Raw genomic sequence first — 21388 nt, 5'->3', positions numbered from 1 at the left:
CTTGGTTTCTACTGTTTTTCGCACAGCCGATGCTTCCTTAGTTAGTCACTGTCAGTTTTCTCTGATTGTGAATGCTTTTGCTGCTTATTTAATGGTATTGGTGAACTGTCCCTTAACTAAGCGCAGTCTTAAGCCAGATATATCCTCGATGTTTGCTGAAATGGGGAATTGGTAAATATAGCAAGGAACGCTTAACGCTTAACAGGGTTGAAAATCCCGTGATGTACGTATTTTCTCATTAGTTCATGTCTTAATCTACCTGGCAACGGTTATAGTTGATGATCTCAATCCAAAGGCAGATGTTTTAGTGCTTAGAAAATGTTTTTAGCTAAGTCATTAAAAAGAAATTTATACCTCTCTAACTATTTTTGTCTGCGTGAAAAAGACTAGAATTTAGCGTTTGATCTGCAAATTGCTTTGCAGCATCTAATAGATACTCAAAATAGGTACGAGCAACGATAGAGAGTTGCTTACCAGCTAAGTAAACCATGTACCAATTCCGTTGGATGGGAAAGTATTCTACATCCAGAATGGCTAAATCTTTACTTTCTGTCACTAAAGTATGTCGAGACAAAACCGAGATTCCCAAGCCACCAGCAATTGCTTGCTTAATCGCTTCGTTGCTGCCCAGTTCCAGCTTAACCTTCACCATCACTTTCTGATCATCGAATAATTGTTGCACTGATCGCCTTGTTCCTGAACCTGGTTCGCGCATAATAAAAGGTTCATCCGCAAGACGTTCAATCGAAATATTTTTTTCCATTGCCAGAGGATGATTAGCTGGTGCTATAACGACCAAAGGGTTTTCTAAAAATGGCTGGCAATTGACATCTAAATGTTCTGGAACTTGGCTCATGATATACAAATCATCCATATTACTGCTCATACGTTCCAGAATGCCTTGATGATTTGTCACTTGCAGGGCGATATCAATTCCTGGGTAAAGTTGGCAAAATGGACCCAATAAACGTGGTATGAAGTACTTAGCTGTTGTAATGACTGCCAAGCGTAACTGTCCTTGCTTTAACCCTTTTAAATCTGCCACTTTCATTTCAAGTTGGGCAATTGTGTCGAAAATCTGCCGACAAGTGGCAAACAGTTCCCGTCCCGCTTCTGTAAGATAAAGGCGCTTTCCTACCTGCTCAAACAACGGCAACCCAACTGATTTTGTGAGTTGCTTAATTTGCATGGAAACAGTGGGTTGAGTGAGAAAGAGTTCTTCAGCGGCACGAGTAAAGCTACTGTGACGCGCCGCAGCCTCGAACACCTTCAACTGGTGCAGCGTCGCTTGGTTCAAGGGCTATTCTCCTTTAATAGTGATTTTATAGATATAAATCTAGTATCACTGAACACTTGAAATTGATATAGCTTTGCTCATCTAAAAGTTACAAGTGTTGACGCTCTGACTTTATCTAACGGCTCTTGCTGGAGATAGTTGCTTCGGAAATATAAGGCTGATGCTCTAAACATAGATAAATATCTATTAAAACTATTATCATAATGATATTTTCTTTATCATCAGGAAAAGTTATGCTTCAAAGAAGCACTCAACAGCGTAAGACACCTTCCAGCCAAGGTTACAGACCTTGATGCTAAGTAGCTCAAGTTACGAGTTATGAGTGATGAGTGATTCGTCATTTGTGAGCCCGTGGGGTAAGTCCAGCACTGCTTTGGTGGGTAACCCGAAAGAGGGTGACTGGTGAGACCAGCGCTGCACAGAGAAGTACCTTGCGCGGGTTCCCCGCGTTGTGGCAACTTCGGAGAGGGTCTCCCGACCTAGGCGACTGGCGGAGCGCGTTAGCTCCGGCCCCCTTAGGGGCTAGCGGAACCGCTCTTCGCAGTGTGCCCGCAGGGCATAAGTTCTCCCCGATAGCCATAGGGCGTGCCCCCAGGGCGAACGGACAGACCCGGAGGGTCATTTGTAAACCCAAAAGACAAAGGACTCATTATTCAAAGCCAATTTGCTTAATCAGGGAAATGTCTACACAACTGGCTACTCTTAGCTCTTAACTCTTAACTTTTTCACTGGCAGTCATTCTTCGGTCATTTTTAGAGGTAACCTGGTTAAATCTGGCAATTCTACTAACTCTGTTTCTGCGACTTGCTCCTTGATGTTGATAGGTAACTTTAACGGTTGACGTTCTTCTATCCAGCAACTTGCAACTGGCAAGGTTTGCTCTAATTCCTCCAATGGTCTTGGAATGACCATGACTGCGTTCAACTCTCCAATGCGTTCTGCTTCGTACATACCAGCTTCTACTGCCACCGCGACATTTGCCACGGATCCACGAATAATGGCTGTACACAAACCCGCACCAATTTTTTCGTAAGCTGCCAATTGGACATCGGCAGCTTTCAACATGGCATCAGCTGCTCCCACCAACGCTGGAAATCCCCTCGTTTCTACTAAACCAATAGCTTGGTTGCTCAGGCGGTTGTAGCTGTCTTGAGAAAGTGCACTCAGGCGGCTGTTGATAGGCAGTATCACTTCTAGGTTGGGATAAGGACGGGCAATTACCAAGCTAGAAACCAACTGACCAAACTGTTCAGCAGTTTGCACACCAGACTCTACCGCCAGACGTACATCAGCTATCCCACCCCTGACGATCGCAGTACAGTGACCACTGCCAATTTTCTCATATCCAATCAGGTGAACTCCAGCGGTTTTGAGCATCATATCCGCTGTGCCAACCATTGCTGGAAAACTGCGGGTAGACACTAATCCCAACGCACTTTCACTGAGTGTGTCTCGACGGCGCGATGCCTGGATATTGCTTATAGACCTTTGACTGTATGCCTCCATTTCAATTCTCCAGGGTACTCAATTGTTAGTTGCTCTTTGATTGCTGACAACTTAACAATTAACACTTATTCAGCTTCACCGTCAGATATAGGTTTGTTTAAGGATTGCTTATGGGGAAACAACGTAACTAGCAACTTTTGTATGCTTTGTTGCCCATAAATGTAACTACCGATTTGAGAGTCTTGAGTGGAAGCTGGTGGGGATAAGGAAGATGAGGAGGGAGATATGGCAGATGATTCCTCCTTGCCTGCCTGTCCTTTTTGTCTACCTGTCCCATTTTCTGACTCTGTAGTACTGGAAGTAGGGTTAGTTATGGATGATTCCTGAGTTGTTTGTTCCGTTTGTGTAGGAGATTCAGAAATACGGCGACTTGTATCTCCCAGAACAGAACCTGCGGGTAGAACTTGTCCCGGATCAACAGAACAATTAAAAATTGTTGTTGCTGCCCCAATACAAGCATTTGCCCCTATTTTACCTTTACCAACCATCAAAAAACCGGCTCCCAGGTTTGCTCCTGCTTCTACCTCTAGGGTTCCTTCATGGACTTGGAGAATTGACCCCATACCAATACAAACACCCGAACCAATAATTATTTTGCTGTTTGGAGCTGCTTGGAGTATCACACCTGGTGCAAGTACTGCACTTGGATGAATTATCACCTCGCCACTTATGTAAGAATCAAAGTCATAACTTGGGCGCAGTGGCGGCACAGACATGATATGTAACCTCGGAAGCCTTTGAATAGGAGGGAGTGAGGGAACCAGAGAGTAAGGGAGTGACAAGGCAGTGCGCCCTTGGGGGTTCCCCGCGTTGAGTGCACCTGCCGTGGAGTGAGGGAGTAAGTGAGTGGGGGAAGTTTTTCAAATATCTTCGCTCCTGTTCTCCCTTGTCCCCAGCTCTTTTTGTTTGTTTGTCCCTTTGTCTTATGGGCGTTGAATAATTGTTTCCACTATGCGGCGTTTAGCTTTTGGCTCAATACCAATAAGTCGCACGTACTCCCCTTGGTATTGATCTAAATAGTTTTCTAATGCTGCGGCGGCTTGTTGTGCAGAACGAGTCTGAATTTGCCCAGCGCTTGACCACGAATTTATGCGAAAACGTCGCTGGTCTACGTGTTCTACACTAATGTTATACCCACCATTGATGAGTTGCTGTAGCTGTTCTACTACATCGGAACTGAGGCGGTTACTGGTTGCTGTTCCTGTTGCTCTGGCAGAATAATTTACCGGCACCCCCGCTGAAGCACTGCCTGTAGACTTATAACTGTCGGATGAGCCAACTGGACCGTTAGGACGTTGGATAATGCTTTCTAATACGCGCCGTTTTGCCTTGGGGTCAATACCAATCAAGCGTACGTACTCACCTGGATGATTTTCCATACATTGTTCCAATGCGCTAACAGCTTCTCTTGTGGAAGTGACGTCAATGGACTGGCAGCTTTGCCATGAACCTGTACGGAAGCGACGCTCATCTACGTGTTCTGTACCAATTTTATAACCAGAGCCAAGGAGTTGTTGTACTTGGTCTACAGTTTCGCCACTGAGTTTACCACTACCACTGCCGTTGCTGTAGCTATTGCTGTAAGTATTATCGTTATAGCTTCTGTTTGTTTGATTGGTATGACCTTTGAAGTTAGTAGACGGATTATTTACGACTCCATCTGGGCGTTGGATAATGGTTTCTAACACGCGCCGTTTACCCTTGGGGTCAATGCCAAAAAGACGAACATACTCGCCGCTGTGACTGGTCAGACAATCTTCCAAAGCTGCGATCGCCTCACCAACTGACCTTGCTTCTATTGGTGTACAACTTTGCCAAGAGCCAGTACGGAACCGCCGCTGATCTACGTGCTCTGTACCAATTTTATACCCTTGATTTAACAGATAACGTACTTGATCGACTGTTTCAACACCCAAGCTACTTCTTGCCACGTCATTACTCCTTTCAAACCCATTATTGCTTGTATAAGATTTAGTCAATTCCTTCCGAACAGTATTTATACACATACTATCCTCAGCACAGATGTAACCAGAGCGTAATGCCTGATTAATCCCAACGACATGATGAGCAAATTGTTTATCGTTTGCTTGCACATCTGGTAAGCGATCAGCTTGCTGCTGGGTCGTTATTATTGCTCCTGAAGGTACGTATTTACCTGGTGGAATTTCCACATCTTGAATCAGAGCATGCATCATCACGATGCAACCTGCTCCTACTCTGGCGTTGAACACTGTGGAGCGAAAGCCAATGAAGCAATTATCCCCAACATAAGCTGGTCCATGAATGAGCGCCATGTGAGTAATTGATGCACTAGTGCCAATCCATACCGAGTACTCATTTTGGTCATCACCAATGACTCGACCTTGGTCCAACCCATGAACCACGACACCATCTTGAATGTTAGTGTTTTCACCTATGTGAAAGGGTGTACCTTCATCAGCTCTAATGGAAGTTCCCGGAGCAACCATTACATTTGCGCCTACAAATACATCCCCAATAATGTTGGAAAAGGGATGCACAAACGCTGTTTCATGGATGTTTGGCTCAGCTAAACTTTTTGACCACGGGGTTGGGGGTGCCGCCGTGCTGCGGACTACCATCGTTAGATTCCTCCTCTGTTCTCCTTTGTAAAAACTCATTTGTTTACAGCTAATGACCCAACGGGAAAGTCCAACGGGAGAGCCAGTTGCGCCCGCAGGAGGAGCCAGTACAGCAAGCGCGTAGTGTGGTACGAAGTGCCATAGGAGGGGAGCGTCGATTGCGAAGATCGAAGTTCCTCTGAAAGAGACACCCCCGCTCTATGGCGTTCCGCCACGCCTTACGGTGAGTCCAGCGCTGCTTTGCGGGTCTCCCTCCGGAGCCACTTCTGTGCGGGGGTTTCCCCCGTTGAAGAATGTGGCGTCAGGCGACTGGCGGAGCGCGTTAGCTCCGGCCCCCTTAGGGACTAGCGGAACCGTTCGGCACGGAGCCGTGCCCGTTAGGCGCAGCCGTGGCGTTAGCCATAGGGCTCAGGTTCTCCCCGGAGGGCTATCGCAGCGTGACGGTTAGCGCACCGGGCAAGGCAGTGCATAGGTCATCTCCGGAGGGCTTCCCGCAATCTGTCGCAGGTGGCATTTTTCCTCACTTGTATCTAGCGTTGGAAACCCTTAAAGCAGCGTGCGCTGCCCTTACCAGTCCCCAAAGCGGGGGAAACGTTGGTGCATAGCCCTGGCTCACTAATGACTCATAACTATCATGATTATCTAATACTGGTCTTTTTTGCTGTAAATCACGCGGTCTTTAACATGGACTGTATCAATTATTGCCACCACTGCTGCGTCTACTGGACGTTGTTCGTTGCCCAGAACTTGACGGGCGGCACTACCGCGACTAATAAGTACCCACTCATCTACTCCCGCACCCACACTATCAGCAGCTACCTCGTATTCAGGCAAAACTTGTCCTTCTTCATCTACTAATTGCAACAGCAGTAGCTTGACACCTCTTAGACTTGGGTCTTTTTGAGTGCTCACTACTGTGCCGCGAACTTTCGCAATTTGCATGACAGATTATGGTCTTCTGCCGAAAGGACGAATTGCGTTCACATTCTCCCGGAACTGTTCTACATCTTCTGTATAACGAATTGGCAACACATATTCCAGGTTTTCGTGAGGACGAGCAATGATGTGGGTAGACAGCACTTGTCCACCATTGACTCGCTTGACTGATTCAACCCCAGCAGCAACTGAAGCTTGTACTTCCGAAACATCTCCCCGTACAATCACGGTTACGCGACCGCTACCAATTTTTTCGTAGCCTACTAAAGTCACGCGGGCAGCTTTCACCATTGCATCTGCTGCTTCTACTACCGCAGGAAACCCCAAAGTTTCCACCATTCCTACTGCAATTGACATAAGTTTAAATCCTTTGTTTTTAAGATTTGAATACAACCAAAGCCCAATACGACAACCTCAACAATAATTTCAGATTTTTCAAGCCGTCAGCACTTGGGCTGTTGGCTGAAAGCTTGATTCCATGCAGTTGCTTTTTGCCGCTTAGTCCGACCGTTGCACTGCTGACGAAAATCCAAAATTGCTAAGTACGGAACTGCTCCACGGCTTCGGTGTAACGAATTGGCAGGACATATTCCAGGTTTTCGTGAGGACGAGCAATAATGTGAGTGGACAGTACCTCACCGCCATTCACTCTTCTAGCTGCTTCCACTCCAGCCGCAACAGAAGCTTGCACTTCAGAAACGTCTCCTCGGACAATCACAGTCACCCGAGCGCTACCGATTTTTTCATACCCTACTAGAGTAACGCGAGCGGCTTTCACCATCGCATCAGCAGCTTCAACGACTGCCGGAAACCCTTTTGTTTCAATCATTCCAACCGCAATTGGCATCGCATAACTCCCACAAATTTACTGCAATATGTACTCTCAGGTGGAAAATTTTCTACGGGGATGCTCATCTTGAGATCTAAAACCTTTCCCAAATTAAGCATAGAAAAGCTTGGCGTCCCTGACAATATAAATTACCATAATAGTTTATAATAAAATCAATTAATAAAAATTAATATTACTGGATAACGGCAATTCTGCTCAACCGAACTTCACAGATTCCTAGAGCAGACACTTCTGTTTTATAATTTTTTTATACTATCTGTAGCAAACAGGTTAATAAAGGTGCAAATTCTGCCTCAAGAGGAATGACGCAAAACTTAAGGAGTGTTAGGACAGTTCTTCCTTGGCTGTTACTCTTTGTACAGACAATCAGAATAAAGTATATAATTTTTTATTATCTACCTGCTCAAATAGATGATCAAAATCATCTATTTTTGCTGTAAAAATAAAAACAAGTAAGGATAATAAAAAAAATATTATGAATCTTATTAGATTTTTGTTTGTGTTTTAGATACAAACAATGAAATAATTAACTGTAAAAAAACAATGTTTAAAAGTAGAGAGTAGGAGAAATCATTTCCTAAAGTGAAAAAGTAATTCTTGCTCGCAGTTATAAAGGAATATTTGAATGAATCAGATTCTGTTTTCAACAAGTTGGTGTATACCTTTTTATGGGTTAATAGGTGCCCTGTTGACTTTACCGTGGGCAATAGGATTAATTCGGCGCACAGGACCAAGACCAGCCGCTTATATCAACTGGTTAATGACTTTTTTCGCTTTCCTCCACAGCTTATTCGTATTCGTTGATATTTGGAATACAGAATCACAAACTTTTTTGATTAACTGGTTCAAAGCAGGGGATTTTGACATATCCTTCGCTTTAGAAGTTTCGCCAATTACTGTAGGGACAACAGTTTTAATTACAGGGTTAAGTTTACTGGCTTTAACTTACGCCCTTGGTTACATGGAAAAAGACTGGGCGATCGCGCGTTTCTTTGGGCTGATGGGATTTTTTGAAGCAGCGCTGTGTGGCTTAGCTATCAGTGACTCTTTATTTCTCAGCTATGCCCTTCTTGAAATGTTAACTCTTTCGACTTACTTGCTGGTGGGTTTCTGGTATGCTCAACCGTTAGTCGTCACAGCAGCACGAGATGCATTTTGGACCAAGCGAGTGGGAGACTTGTTGCTGCTGATGTCAGTTGTGACGCTCTCTACCATAGCAGGTAGCTTAAACTTTTCTGACTTGTATGAATGGGCGCAGACGGCAGATTTAAATTCAACAACATCAACTTTATTAGGTTTAGGGCTGATTGCAGGACCTGCAGGTAAATGCGCTCAATTTCCGCTACATTTGTGGTTAGATGAGGCGATGGAAGGTCCCAACCCAGCTTCAGTGATGCGAAACTCCTTGGTGGTGGCTGGTGGGGCGTATGTGTTGTTTAAACTACAACCAATTTTAGCGCTGTCGCCAGTCGCATTAAATGCTTTAATCATCATGGGTACAGTCACCGCAATTGGTGCATCGTTAGTGGCGCTGGCTCAAATTGACATCAAACGAGCAATGTCTCACTCCACAAGTGCATACATGGGGTTAGCGTTTTTGGCAGTTGGGATGCAGCAAGGAGGAGTTGCTTTGATGCTGCTACTAACTCATGCCATTGCCAAAGCACTCTTATTTATGAGTTCTGGAGCAGTTATATTTACGACCAATACTCAAGATTTAACCGAAATGGGGGGTCTGTGGTCAAGGATGCCAGCAACCACCACAGCTTTTGTTGTCGGTTCTGCTGGAATGGTGACACTGCTACCACTAGGAAGCTTTTGGGCAATGTTAGGATGGGCTGATGGCTTGGCTTTGGTTAGCCCTTGGGTTGTTGGTGTGTTAGTGGTGGTCAATAGTTTGACGGCATTAAATTTGACACGCCTATTTCGCTTAATATTTTGGGGTCAACCACAACCAAAGACCCGTCGCACTCCAGAAGTAGGTTGGCAGATGGCATTGCCAATGGTAACGCTGACGGTAATGACTTTGTTATTACCCCTGATGCTACAACAATGGTATCTCTTACCTGATTGGGAAAGTATAAATTGGATTGTCGTGACATTGTTAGTATCCTCTGGAGCGCTGGGGATAGGGGTAGGGTCTAACATCTATCTGCACAAAGCTTGGTCGAGATCTAGAGTTCTTACTTGGAGATTTTTGCAAGACTTGTTAGGTTATGACTTTTACATTGACCGACTTTATCATGTGACAGTCGTTAGTATAGTCGCGGTGCTTTCTAAAATTTCAGCATGGAGCGATCGCTATCTGGTAGATGGTTTCATTAACTTAATTGGGTTTGCAACAATTTTTGGTGGACAAACCTTAAAGTACAGCATTTCTGGTCGTTCTCAAGGATACCTGTTGACCATTCTTGTAGGCGTTAGTCTCCTAGGTTTTCTCGTCAGCTGGTCATTAGGCTTACTGAATATCTTGCCATTCTAATCCCTTGTTCTGTGTTCACCTTACCTACTTGTTGCCTATGCTCAGTATTTTGCTTTTGGTATCGTTGCTAGGTGCGGCTTTACTCGGTTTCTTGCCTTTTGGCATGACAGCAAAACTTTCTCGTAGAGTCGCTTTGGTTGTTGCGAGTATCGCTTTCTTGTGGACTATAGTCATTTCAAGCCAGTTTAATCCTGGAGAAATGAATAAACAGTTCACCGAATTCCTACCTTGGATAGATGCGTTAGGATTAAATTATTCTCTTGGAATAGATGGTCTGTCATTACCGTTGCTGCTATTAAATGGCTTGTTGACTTGGATCGCCATTGACAGCACTGACGAAAATATTGCGCGTCCTCGATTTTATTACAGTTTGCTCCTGCTGTTAAACGCTGGCGTGACTGGAGCCTTTATGGCACAGGATCTACTGCTATTTTTCTTGTTTTACGAAATTGAACTGATTCCCCTGTATTTTCTGATTGCGATTTGGGGTGGTGAACGGCGCGGCTATGCAGCGACTAAATTTTTGATTTACACCGCTGTTTCCGGGATAATGATTTTAGCAAGTTTTCTGGGCATGGTTTGGCTGAGTGGATCTTCTAGCTTTGCTTTGGATGCCTTGAATACGAGCGTTTTGTCTGTAGAGACACAAGTCTTACTCTTGCTGGGAATATTAATTGGTTTTGGCATCAAAATTCCCTTAGTTCCTCTGCATACTTGGTTACCAGATGCTCACGTTGAGGCTTCCACACCAATTTCTGTACTATTGGCTGGGGTACTGTTGAAGTTGGGAACTTACGGCTTACTCCGGTTTGGGATGAACTTGTTGCCGAATGGTTGGAGTTATGTCGCTCCCGTTTTAGCAACGTGGGCAGTTATCAGCGTGCTGTATGGTGCATCGTGTGCGATCGCCCAAAACGACATGAAAAAAATGGTAGCATACAGTTCCATTGGACACATGGGCTTTGTGCTTTTAGCCGCCGCAGCTGCAACACCTTTGAGTGTCTTGGGATGCATCATGCAAATGATTAGTCACGGCTTGATTTCAGCCCTGCTGTTTTTATTGGTAGGGATTGTGTATAAAAAAACAGGTACCCGTGATTTAGGAGTTCTTCAGGGACTTCTCAACCCAGAACGGGGTATGCCTGTGATTGGAAGCTTGATGGTTTTGGGAGTGATGGCTAGCGCGGGTATACCGGGAATGGTGGGATTTATTTCCGAATTTATCATTTTTCGGGGCAGTTTCGCAGTTTTCCCAGTCCAAACTCTGTTAGCTATGATAGGTACTGGCCTAACTGCTGTTTACTTCTTAATTCTCATGAACCGTGGCTTTTTCGGGCGTTTGTCTGCACAAGTCGTCAATTTGCCACGTGTCTCTTGGGGCGAGCGTATTCCTGCTGTCGTTTTAGCTGTGCTGATTGTAATTTTTGGAATCCAACCCAATTGGCTTGTGCGTTGGACTGAACCGACAATGACGACGATGGTTAATATACCAACTCCAGTGGCAACAGTATCGTTTGTTAAGGAAAAAACCAAAACTTAAAAGACTGTTCTTAGGTTTGTAAGATGTGCCCAAATACATACTACAAACCTAACTTTTAATATGTATTTTAAGTAGGAGATATAGCAATGGTAAACATAAAAGATAAACCTGTTGACTATCCATTATTTGAATATATCGAGCGATTAGAGTCAGGAGGGGCATTACTTCCTGATACCGAAGAAAATCTGATAGAAGTCGTCGGTATTCTGAAAAGTTACGGCATCGTTTTAGATGCTTACTCTAAAAATCTCATTTATGTTGCTGAACATCAATTTTTAGTATTTTTCCAATTTTGGAAATACTTTAATGGAGACTTTTCTTTTAAGAAACTATTTCGGCATTGGTGGCATGACAGAATAAATTTTGAATATGCCGAATATTGCATGAAAGGCATGATATGGCATGGTGGCGGTGGATTGGATCAATACTTAGATTCAAAAGAATTTGAAGAAAGAGCACAAGCTGTTATTGCAGCAAAATTTAAAAATAATCCTATCATCAAGGGAGTTAACCAACTTTTCCCTGATTTCTTAACAGAACAATTGCGTCTCAGTTCTTACTCCACGGGTTTAGGTCAATTTTGGCGTGTGATGGCTGATATTTTCCTCACTTTATCAGACCGTTATGATCAAGGTGAAATCAAATGTATTCCTGATGTTGTAGAACACGTCAAAGCAGGTTTGGTAGCAGATGCCAATAAGCCTATTACCTACGCCGTTAAAATTCGGGATAAAGTTTACGATATCATTCCTAAATCTGCTGGTTTGACATTTCTTGCAGATACAGCAATCCCTTATGTAGAAGCAGTTTTCTTCCGGGGAACAGCTTTTCATGGCACAGTTTCATATAACGCCCAAGCTTATCAAATTCCCGCAGATCAATCTCGATTTCAATATGGTGCTTTGTATGCCGATCCTTTACCAATTGGCGGTGCGGGTATTCCTCCTACTTTGTTGATGCAAGATATGCGTCATTATCTTCCAGATTATTTGCACGAAGTTTATCAGCGCAGTCGTCGGGGAGAAGATGATTTGCGAGTTCAAATTTGTATCAGTTTTCAAAAGTCGATGTTCTGTGTGACTACAGCGACGATTTTAGGACTTATGCCTCATCCAGTGGATACTCAAAATCCAGATGAGCAAAAAATGAATCGAGTCTTTCTGCAAAAGTGGCTTGATAGGTTAAAGACTTCGCGTTTGGAACAGGTGAACGATCAGTCTAATTTTTGTCTTATCTCTGTACCTAAGATGATGTAGATGGCAAGATTTGGGTTTAGAGTTTTGGAACTGCAGATGAACGCAGATAATTTATCTGTGTTTGTCTGTGTTTCTTTTAGGAAAGGGCTATGCATTCTTTAATCTGTGTCTGATAGTTGGGTGCAAGTTATAAAACAATACGGTTTAGTTAGAGCTAAAAACCTTAAATCGTAGCGGACATTTTTGGGATGCTTGGTGTCCAGAGTCTGAAATATTAAGAATATACAATTAATTCAATCCAGTAAATAGAGTGATCCGCCAAAAGCGTGGGTTTTTTGTTGGAAAGGAACCGTGGTTCCTTGTAAAAACCAAGCATTCTTGCCGAGGTGCATAAGCCGATCGCACTTGCCGCTAATTAATGATATAAGGACTATTTCTGAGGTGGCTAATGGATAGTTTGCATAAAAAGCTTGTCGATTGGGGTAAACCTTTGGCTGTTGGGCGAAAGCTGCTGATGCCAACTGCTATTTTACTTGCCCTAATAGGAATGCTCGCAGCTTTTGCAAACTTATATCCCTTTGAAGGGATTGGCGAGTGGACTGGCATTGGGAAAAACTCAAATAAATCAGAAACTATAGAAGCGGAATTTAATCCCAAAACAAAAGAAATTATTAAGTTGACGTATAGAACCCATTTGACATCTTTACATTTCTGGATTAAAGTACTCACGCCCCTTTAATCCAATGCTGATGGCATATTCTAGCGACCTCACTGACTCTGAATGGACAATTCTTGAACCCCTGTTGTTCCAGAGATTACCCAAAAAGAAACGGACAAGACCGTCTAATTGGACAAACAGAGAAATTCTCAATGGCATCCTCTATCAACTTAAGAATGGGTGCAACTGGTCTGATTTGCCCCTCGACTTTCCGCCTTATTCAACCGTCTATTGGCACTACAAGCAGTGGCGAGCAGCAGGTGTGTTTGAAACACTGATGAACACACTACATGAGCAGGTGAGAGAACAGATAAAAAAAAACCGAGGTGGACAACCTTGATCATCATTGACTCTCAAGCAGTCAAGAACACCTGCAATGCCAGTGTGGACTCGAAGGGCTTTTGTTTCTACAAATCAACCAACGGGATTAAAAGGCATCTAGCCGTTGATATCCTGGGGTTTCCCTTCTTTACCCATTGCACTAAAGCAAACATTACAGATGATGCTGGATTGATTGAGATGTTAACACTAAACATCGACTACTTTAGGTCGAAACCAGTCAATATTCCCAAGATTACCATCCTTCTTGATCATGGTTATCACATCGACTACTTGATTGAGGAATAAGAGTTGGTGTATCCCCAAATCATGGCGAAGATCCAGTTTGAGCTTTCAAAAAAGCCCTCTAAACAGGAGAAGCGGGCACAAGGCAAATCTGGATTTGTGCCAGCAGTCGCTCGTTGGGTGATTGAACGATCAAATGCTTGGATGGAGCGGTGTAAGAGTCTAGTTAAGAATTTTGAGCGAACGTTGTCTCATGCGACGACCAAGATCAACCTCTGCTTTGTCAGACTGATGCTCAAGCGGCTTGCATCTTCTTCTTAAGATCTCAAATGGGCTCTATAAGGAAACCGAGAACTTTCAATCTGCCAAGACATTGTGGGATTGGTTGCTGTTTGGTGGTGCGATCGCTATTCCTTTTGCAATATTTTATTTTGAGCGAAGGGAACAGAGGCGATCTGAGAAGCGTACCGACGAGGAAAGAGAAATAAGTAGCTCAAGCTAATTAAACGTGAAATGTCATTGCGAGTGGAACGCAGTGGAACGAAGCAATCGCAAGAATCGTATCTTATGTTTTTTTATGTTGACCTACTTAGCAGACAACAATTTACGTGAGCAGGCACTAGAAGCATATATGGACCGAATGTCAGAGCTATTGATTGATAAGCAGTGAAAAGAGCTAATTAGTAAAAAACTAGAACAAGAAAACCTTGAAAGCCTGTTGATATCAGTGTAGGCGATCGCTCCAGTCAAGAAAAGCTAATTCTTCATACTTTCACAACCTTTAGAGTTCTCAAACTTGTATCAGCACAACCGCTGATAAATCCACCCAACTCCTGAATATGTTGTAAATACTCTAAAGCATATGGGGAAATAACTTCTCCAGGCATCAAGATGGGAATTCCTGGTGGATATGGACAAATAATTTCCGCACAAATGCGTTCTGAGGTTTCTTTGAATGGTAAGGTTTCTGTAGGAGCAAAAAAAGCTTCACGAGGTGAAAGATGTATGGAATTTCCTGTGATACTAAACAAATCCTTGCTTTCCCTCATTAATAAAGAGTAGGCAGGAGATGAAGTTTTTCGATACTCTTTACTGAGGGTAGTAAAAGCTTGCACAAGTTGTTCAATATCTTTTTGGGTGTTACCTAAACTGATGATGAAAGTCAGATGTTGTAGTGATGAAAATTCAGCCGTAACACTCAGCTTGTCATTAAGAATTTCCTCCGCTTCAAAGCCAGTCAAACCTAAGCCAGAAACAGTGACGGTTAATCGGGTTTTATCTAAAGCAACAAAACCAGGTGATGTCTCATTAACAGGGATTTCCAAAACCGATAAACCGCGAATTTGGTTGATACGAGTTCTCGCTTCTTGGGCTAGTTCCAATGTGCGAGACATCAACTCTTCACCATAAAGCGCCATCTGTTGACGCGCTGCATCCAGAGAAGCTAAGAGTAAATAACTAGGACTCGTGGATTGTACGAGTTGTAAAGCTTTATTAATACGGTCAATATCTATCCTGTTGCCTTGAACATGCAACATTGATGCTTGAGTCAATGCGCCTAGTACTTTATGTATGGATTGTACGCTGATGTCAGCACCTGCGGCTAAAGCTGGAGTGGGTAGTTGGAGATGAAAGGCGAAATGTACACCATGTGCTTCATCCACAATTAAGGGGATGTTATGTTGGTGGGTGAGAGAAGCTATCGCCCTCACATCTCCACACACACCGTAGTATGTGGGGTAAACCATAAATACTGCTTTCGCATCAGGATGCTGTTCTAAGGCAGCTTGTACAGCCGTGGGAGTGATACTGTGAGCAATATCTAAAATTGGATCATATTCTGGATGGATAAAAATTGGGATAGCGCCGGAGAGAATTAAACTTGCGATCGCACAAGAATGAACATTCCGAGGCAAAATGATTTTATCTCCTGTATTGCAAGTTGCAAGAATTGCCGCTTCAATTCCACAGGTAGAACCATTGACAAGAAACCAAGTTTGTGAAGCGCCAAAAGCTTCAGCCGCTAGCTGCTGCGCTTGCTGAATAACGCCATTTGGTGCAAAAAGGTTGTCTAATTCTGCTAATTCTGGCAAGTCAGCACGAAACACTGCTTTGCCAAAAACATCAGTTAAGGATTTGGAAATCCCTTGTCCTCGTTTGTGTCCTGGGGTGTAAAAAGGAGCATGAGGACGTTCTGCAGTGGCTTTTAAGGAGTCTAATAAAGGTATTTGGTTTTGATTGAGCATTTTGACATTTTTTATAGATGTAACCAAATGTGGCAATCATGATAGAACCAAAGCATAGTTAGGAATAGCCATATCGGAAGATGTCGCCAGCATCTGTTGTCATCTAGGTTAGTAAAAGTCGAACGATTTCAGTGAACATACCATGATTTATCCCAATCCTGGATCCTTACCCGAACCACAAACTCCAAATCCATTACCAAATCCACTACCAAATCCTGAACCGTCACCAGAACCAAGAATTCCCCAGCCCATACCATCACCAGTTCCAGAACCAGTTCCAGCACCAGTTCCAGAACCAGTTCCTACTCCCATTCCGCAACCAGTTCCAGCACCTATTCCCCAACCAGTTCCAGCACCTGTTTGAAACTCCTTGCCAGTAGTTTTGTTTTAAGATAGCGTTTGGTACCAAATCCAGAATTTTAAATCTAAGATGCTACGAGCCGGAATTGTCGGACTCCCCAACGTTGGAAAATCGACTTTGTTTAATGCCGTGGTTGCCAATGCCAAGGCAGAAGCAGCCAACTTCCCTTTCTGTACTATAGAACCGAACGTCGGTGTTGTCTCTGTGCCGGATGAACGGTTAAATGTTTTATCGAAGATTTCTTCCTCAAAACAAATTGTTCCGGCGCGTGTTGAGTTTGTAGATATTGCCGGTTTGGTTAAAGGTGCAAGTCAAGGTGAGGGACTAGGTAACCAATTTCTCTCCCACATCCGGGAAGTTGATGCAATTGTTCATGTCGTGCGATGTTTCGAGAATGATGATATCATTCACGTTGCTGGTTCAGTTGAGCCAGCACGAGATATTGAAATCATCAATTTAGAGCTTGGTTTAGCCGATTTAGCACAAATTGAACGGCGGATTGAACGCACCCGCAAACAAGCTCGTACTAGTAAAGAAGGACAGATTGAATTAGCTTTGCTGGAAAAATTAGCTGCTGCATTAAATGAAGGGAAATCAGTACGGCAAGTTAGTTTGACTGAAGAAGAAGCCGAGATTATTAAACCACTAGAACTGCTTACCAATAAACCAATCATTTATGGTGCCAATGTGTCTGAAGATGAATTGGCAACGGGTAATGAATACGTAGAAAAAGTGCGAAAAATTGCATCAACTGAAAATGCACAAGTTGTCGTCGTTTCTGCCCAAGTTGAATCGGAATTAGTTGAATTACCAGAGGAAGAACGATCTGAATTCTTGGCCTCTTTGGGTGTAGAAGAAGGCGGTTTAAAATCTTTAATTCGCGCTACTTACACTCTGTTAGGTTTGCGTACTTACTTCACCACAGGAGAAAAGGAAACTCGTGCTTGGACGATCACAGCAGGAATGTCAGCACCACAAGCAGCCGGTGTGATTCACAGCGATTTTGAACGAGGATTTATTCGGGCAGAGACTGTTGCTTATAAGGATTTAGCCACAGCAGGTTCAATGAATGCTGCCAAGGAAAAAGGGCAAGTACGCAGTGAAGGAAAAGATTATGTCGTCCAAGAAGGCGATGTGATGTTATTCCGATTTAATGTGTGATTTTGTTGAAATTAAAGTAAATATAAACCCGGTTTCTTCAAGAAACTGGGTTTATTAATTAGGCTTGAGAACTAACTCCATATATATCCTAGACGTCAGTCATTATCAAATAAATAACAAAATAACATGCTTGAAATTCCAGTTATTGACTTTTCTCCCTTCACCACTGGTAAAGCAACAGGGAAACAAACTGTCGTTCAACAAATCTATCAAGCGTGCCATGAAATAGGATTCATGTACTTAAAAAATACAAACATATCACATAACTTAATTAACCAAGTACTTAAACAAAGCAAAGACTTCTTTGATTTACCTTTAACAGTAAAGCAACAGTTAGCTTGGACTAATGAATTTAGCAATCAAGGTTACGTTGGTTTTGAAAGAGAACGGCTTAACCCCAACAACCCAGGAGACTTGAAAGAGGCGTTTAATATTGGTAAACAAAAGCTAACAGATATAGATGTAACACATAGATTATCTTCTCCTGCAAAAAACCCTCATATTCTCAACTTTTACCAAGCTTGTACAGAACTTGCTAACAAGGTGTTGCAAGCGATCGCTTTGGCTTTAGAATTACCAGAAGATTTTTTTGCCACAAACCATAACCAGCAAAATCATACTTTGCGACTGCTGCACTATCCATCTTTATCCCAGACACCCAAACTACGACAAGTTCGCGCTGGTGAACACTCCGACTATGGCAGCATTACCTTGTTATTTCAAGATGAAGTTGGGGGCTTGGAAGTACGAACAGTATCAGGAAAGTGGATTGCAGCTTCACCAATTCCTCATACTATCATTGTCAACACTGGCGATTTAATGGAACGCTGGACAAATCACGTGTTTTGCTCAACCAAGCATCGAGTGATGATTCCAAATGATGATACACTCAAGCAGTCAAGGTATTCTGTAGCATTTTTCTGTCATCCTAATGACAATACAGAAATTGTTTGTTTAGAAAGCTGTCAAAGGGATAAATCACCTATTTATCCCCCTATTCTTGCAGGAGAATATCTTTTGAGCCGTTTACAGGCAAGCTATTAAGCGGTTCTTGAATAACACCTACCACCTGACAAAACGTCCGCCTTATTTCCTCCTTCTCACTCTATCAGTTCGCCCATATTAAAATCTATTCTTATCCAACCTTTGAGTCTTCGTAAATTGTCGAAAATGAGCAAGGGAATCTGCCAGTGATGTACCATCAGGAAGGGTAAGGGATCACTCACCTCAAAAATTGCTTCTTTCCCTCGCAAAATGTTTGCTACCCAAGTTTGCAGTTGCTTAAACGATCTAATCTCATTCAGCCGCCAAACTTCGTGGTACAGCCAATAGGTTGGCTTACTATCAGCAAGAGGCTGCAAAGATTCAGCCAGAGGTTCTTTACCAAGATAGGCATCCGCTACTCCTGGATGATTGTAAAACATAGTAATGGCGGAGTGAGTACGGGGGTTACACTCAATCGCGTAAACAATTCCGTCTTCTGCCTGGATGAAGTCAAACGAAAGTTGCCCGGTTTTTCCGAGTTCTTTGGTAAAATGACTCGCCCATTCCATTATTTCTAGCTGATCAACGTTTTCGTAGTTGACTTGAAAGGCGGATGACTCACAGCAGCAGTACATTCTTGACTCTCCATCTCGTGCGGTAGTGTGAGTGCAGTATTCCTTTCCAGGGATGAATTCCTGCATAATCCAGGGGTTTTCCTCACTGATAGGCAGACTCTTGACAAATGCTGCTGTTTCTGATTGTGTATTGCAAGGTAGCTTGGTAAGATTCAAGCGACGTATTTGATCGTAGGGGATGCTTTTAAGAATGTATTTGCGCTTCTCCTGAGAAAAGTCAAAGTTGATGACTTGTTCGGGATCGGTAATTTTGAAAGATTTGGGGACTGATAAACCGAACGATCGCGCTGTTTCAGCAAAGGCAAACTTGTCATCCAGAATCTTGGTGACATCAGCATCAAAGTGGAAAAACTCTACATCGTCTGGTAATGGTGGCTTGCCGTGAGAGTCATAGTGGATGACGGAAAAAATGGCTACGGGGATAAAAAAGTCGATCTTTTCTTTTTTGGCGATCGCGTGTAGGGTTTCAACGTAGCCTTCTAAGTCTTTGCTTGGATCGGGAACGGTATAAAAGCCTGCAACAGAGTTAGAATATTTATTACCGCTTGGCCAGAATTTCTCGATGTCAATTATAATAACCCGATGCCCTGCAGCATGAAATGAACGCGCTAGCTGAAGAGTTTTCGTCATTCTCGCGCCAGCGATCAAGATATTTTTGGAATTGGGGTTGACAACAATTGACTTGCCAAATGGTTGCTTGAGAAAATTCCACAATAGTGAAGTCAAAACGACGATGCAGTTTAAGGGAAATGCGATCGCCAGTAATACAAGAGTGCCCAAGTTTTGGAACACTATAAAAATCTGCTCCTTCATAATTATAATTGTGACATGATAGTGGAATCTGTGGCTGGTAGTTTATAAAAATGAAGTGGACAAACAGATGCGATCCTGCCAGTAAACTTACTATCACTTAGGGGTTGCAGAGATAGAGGTTTTATATTTTACATCTTCTCCAAACTGTATGAGTTTCCCGATGTTAAAATCAATCCTCACCCAAGTTTTTAAGGAGCGCAAACTATCGAGTAATAGTAAAGGAATGTGCCAGTGATGTACCATTAAGAACGGTAGTGGATCGTTAACTTCAAAGATTGCATCCTTTCCTCGCCTAATATTTTTAAACCACTTTTGCAACTGCTTTAATGATCTAATTTCATTAAGTCTCCAAAGTTCGTGATAAAGCCAATAAGTAGGCTTACTATCACTCAAAGGTTGCAGAGGTTCAGCTGAAGGCTCTTTACTAAGATAGGCATCGGCTAAACCAGGGTGGTTGTAATACATTGTAATCGCAGAGTGAGCCCGAGCGTTGCACTCGATCGCATAAATCGTCCCATCTTCCGCCTGAATGAAGTCAAAACAAAGTTGTCCAGTCAGTTGTAGTTCTTTAACAAAATGACTCACCCACTTTTGAATTTCTGGGTGTTCAAAGTTTTCGTAATTGACTTGAAAAGCAGATGATTCACAGCAACAGTGTACCGTTAATTCACCGTTTCTCACTGTATCGTGAGTACAGTATTCTGTTCCGGGAATAAACTCTTGCAATATCCAAGGGTTATCTTCACTAATTGGCTTACTTTTAACATAAAGCGCCATTTTGTCGGGACAATCCATTGGTAGCTTAGTTAAATCCAAGCGTAAAACAGAGTCATAAACAATACTTTTGAGAATGTACTTGTGCTTTTCGTTGGAAAAGTCGAATTTAAGAACTTGTTCGGGATCTGTAATTAAGAAGGTTTTCGGGACAGATAGCGAGAGTGAGCGTGCTTTTTGGGCAAACGTAAACTTGTTATCCAGCATACTCATTGTATCAGCATCGAAGTGGAAATTCTCGCAATAGCCTGATAAAACGGGCTTACGCTCGGAGTCAAAGTAGCTGGCAGCAAAAATGCCTACCGGGACAAAAAAGTCTATGTTTTCTTTTTTGGCGATCGCACGCACGGCTTGAGTATAGCCCTCCTTGTCTTCGTGCGAGTCCGGAACTGTGTAAAATCTAGACACAGAGTTAGAAAATCGATAACCACTGAACCAGTATTTGTCCAGATCGAATAAAATGACTCGATGCCCCGCCGCATGAAATGATCGCGCCAGCTGAAGGGTTTTGGTCATTCTACCACCACCGATCAAGATATTTCTCGGATTCTCGTTTAAAACCACTTGTTTGCTAAACCGTCGGCTGAAAAAATTCCACAGCAGCGATGCGAGTACGACGGTGCAGTTAAAGGGAAATGCGATCGCCAGTAATGCAAGAGTGCCCAAGTTTTGGAACATTGCAAAAATCTGTTCTCTCATAGTTGTAATTGTGACATGATAGCGGA

The 21388-nt window shown here is 43.1% G+C and carries 21 protein-coding genes; 11 read left to right on the top strand and 10 right to left on the bottom strand.

From position 1 onward, the window contains the following. Nucleotide 1: 1 nt before the first annotated feature. Nucleotides 2–175 carry a hypothetical protein gene (locus AC5JM2_RS30740; protein WP_495839135.1) on the top strand — a complete coding sequence of 58 codons (174 nt, stop codon included), beginning with the start codon at nt 2–4 and terminating at the stop codon, nt 173–175. A 183-nt stretch (nt 176–358) separates the two neighbouring features. On the opposite strand, the gene AC5JM2_RS30735 is transcribed toward AC5JM2_RS30740, so the two are convergent. The 7 genes from AC5JM2_RS30735 to AC5JM2_RS30705 form a co-directional block, all read right to left on the bottom strand. Then, on the bottom strand, nt 359–1297 hold the full coding sequence (locus AC5JM2_RS30735; protein WP_495839133.1) for a LysR family transcriptional regulator: 939 nt from the start codon (nt 1295–1297) through the stop codon (nt 359–361). A 735-nt stretch (nt 1298–2032) separates the two neighbouring features. After that, nucleotides 2033–2803 (bottom strand): beta-carboxysome assembly protein CcmO, encoded by a 771-nt coding sequence (ccmO, locus tag AC5JM2_RS30730; protein ID WP_169268259.1) that lies wholly within the window; start codon nt 2801–2803, stop codon nt 2033–2035. Between the two features lie 65 nt (nt 2804–2868). Then, nucleotides 2869–3519: a beta-carboxysome scaffolding protein CcmN gene (gene ccmN / locus AC5JM2_RS30725; protein WP_495839131.1), complete on the bottom strand. Its 651-nt coding sequence runs from the start codon at nt 3517–3519 to the stop codon at nt 2869–2871. A gap of 207 nt (nt 3520–3726) precedes the next feature. Further along, on the bottom strand, nt 3727–5403 hold the full coding sequence (gene ccmM / locus AC5JM2_RS30720; protein WP_495839129.1) for a beta-carboxysome scaffolding protein CcmM: 1677 nt from the start codon (nt 5401–5403) through the stop codon (nt 3727–3729). 642 nt (nt 5404–6045) lie between these two features. Continuing rightward, complete coding sequence (ccmL, locus tag AC5JM2_RS30715; RefSeq protein WP_495839127.1) at nt 6046–6345, bottom strand: beta-carboxysome shell vertex protein CcmL; 300 nt, start codon at nt 6343–6345, stop codon at nt 6046–6048. 6 nt (nt 6346–6351) lie between these two features. After that, nucleotides 6352–6696: a carbon dioxide-concentrating mechanism protein CcmK gene (locus AC5JM2_RS30710; protein WP_010995041.1), complete on the bottom strand. Its 345-nt coding sequence runs from the start codon at nt 6694–6696 to the stop codon at nt 6352–6354. 181 nt (nt 6697–6877) lie between these two features. Continuing rightward, nucleotides 6878–7186, bottom strand: a complete 309-nt coding sequence (locus AC5JM2_RS30705; RefSeq protein ID WP_015209255.1) for a carbon dioxide-concentrating mechanism protein CcmK — start codon at nt 7184–7186, stop codon at nt 6878–6880. 628 nt (nt 7187–7814) lie between these two features. Between AC5JM2_RS30705 and AC5JM2_RS30700 the strand changes: the two genes are divergently transcribed. The 7 genes from AC5JM2_RS30700 (at nt 7815) to AC5JM2_RS30670 (ending at nt 14010) form a co-directional block, all read left to right on the top strand. Then, complete coding sequence (locus AC5JM2_RS30700; protein WP_495839124.1) at nt 7815–9671, top strand: NAD(P)H-quinone oxidoreductase subunit F; 1857 nt, start codon at nt 7815–7817, stop codon at nt 9669–9671. 37 nt (nt 9672–9708) lie between these two features. Next, nucleotides 9709–11211: an NADH-quinone oxidoreductase subunit M gene (locus tag AC5JM2_RS30695; RefSeq protein ID WP_495839122.1), complete on the top strand. Its 1503-nt coding sequence runs from the start codon at nt 9709–9711 to the stop codon at nt 11209–11211. 86 nt (nt 11212–11297) lie between these two features. Next, on the top strand, nt 11298–12467 hold the full coding sequence (locus AC5JM2_RS30690; protein WP_495839120.1) for a CO2 hydration protein: 1170 nt from the start codon (nt 11298–11300) through the stop codon (nt 12465–12467). A gap of 388 nt (nt 12468–12855) precedes the next feature. Continuing rightward, nucleotides 12856–13146, top strand: coding sequence for a hypothetical protein (locus AC5JM2_RS30685; protein WP_495839118.1), 291 nt, complete (start codon nt 12856–12858; stop codon nt 13144–13146). A gap of 10 nt (nt 13147–13156) precedes the next feature. Continuing rightward, a complete protein-coding gene (locus tag AC5JM2_RS30680) occupies nt 13157–13465 on the top strand; it encodes a transposase (protein ID WP_495839117.1) in 309 nt (102 codons plus the stop codon). Then, the gene (locus AC5JM2_RS30675) at nt 13462–13752 is read left to right on the top strand and encodes a transposase (RefSeq protein ID WP_495839115.1); all 291 of its coding nucleotides are present in this window, start codon (nt 13462–13464) and stop codon (nt 13750–13752) included. Before AC5JM2_RS30680 ends, AC5JM2_RS30675 begins: the two co-directional genes overlap by 4 nt. Before the next feature lie 3 nt (nt 13753–13755). Then, complete coding sequence (locus AC5JM2_RS30670; RefSeq protein ID WP_495839113.1) at nt 13756–14010, top strand: transposase family protein; 255 nt, start codon at nt 13756–13758, stop codon at nt 14008–14010. 443 nt (nt 14011–14453) lie between these two features. Here AC5JM2_RS30670 and AC5JM2_RS30665 read toward each other — a convergent pair whose 3' ends face one another. Continuing rightward, on the bottom strand, nt 14454–15935 hold the full coding sequence (locus tag AC5JM2_RS30665) for an aminotransferase class I/II-fold pyridoxal phosphate-dependent enzyme (RefSeq protein WP_495839111.1): 1482 nt from the start codon (nt 15933–15935) through the stop codon (nt 14454–14456). Nucleotides 15936–16077: 142 nt separating this feature from the next. Between AC5JM2_RS30665 and AC5JM2_RS30660 the strand changes: the two genes are divergently transcribed. The 3 genes from AC5JM2_RS30660 (at nt 16078) to AC5JM2_RS30650 (ending at nt 18501) form a co-directional block, all read left to right on the top strand. Continuing rightward, a complete protein-coding gene (locus tag AC5JM2_RS30660) occupies nt 16078–16299 on the top strand; it encodes a hypothetical protein (RefSeq protein ID WP_495839109.1) in 222 nt (73 codons plus the stop codon). A gap of 66 nt (nt 16300–16365) precedes the next feature. After that, on the top strand, nt 16366–17457 hold the full coding sequence (ychF, locus tag AC5JM2_RS30655) for a redox-regulated ATPase YchF (protein ID WP_495839107.1): 1092 nt from the start codon (nt 16366–16368) through the stop codon (nt 17455–17457). Between the two features lie 126 nt (nt 17458–17583). Next, nucleotides 17584–18501: an isopenicillin N synthase family dioxygenase gene (locus AC5JM2_RS30650; RefSeq protein WP_495839105.1), complete on the top strand. Its 918-nt coding sequence runs from the start codon at nt 17584–17586 to the stop codon at nt 18499–18501. Between the two features lie 56 nt (nt 18502–18557). Here AC5JM2_RS30650 and AC5JM2_RS30645 read toward each other — a convergent pair whose 3' ends face one another. Then, nucleotides 18558–19889, bottom strand: coding sequence for an ATP-grasp domain-containing protein (locus AC5JM2_RS30645; RefSeq protein WP_495839103.1), 1332 nt, complete (start codon nt 19887–19889; stop codon nt 18558–18560). A gap of 93 nt (nt 19890–19982) precedes the next feature. Next, nucleotides 19983–21362 (bottom strand): ATP-grasp domain-containing protein, encoded by a 1380-nt coding sequence (locus AC5JM2_RS30640; protein ID WP_495839101.1) that lies wholly within the window; start codon nt 21360–21362, stop codon nt 19983–19985. Nucleotides 21363–21388: the final 26 nt, after the last annotated feature.

It is taken from the genome of Brasilonema angustatum, from assembly GCF_059505445.1.
The sequence above is the reverse complement of the archived record's forward strand: the minus strand, read 5'-3'. Positions and strand labels throughout refer to the sequence as shown.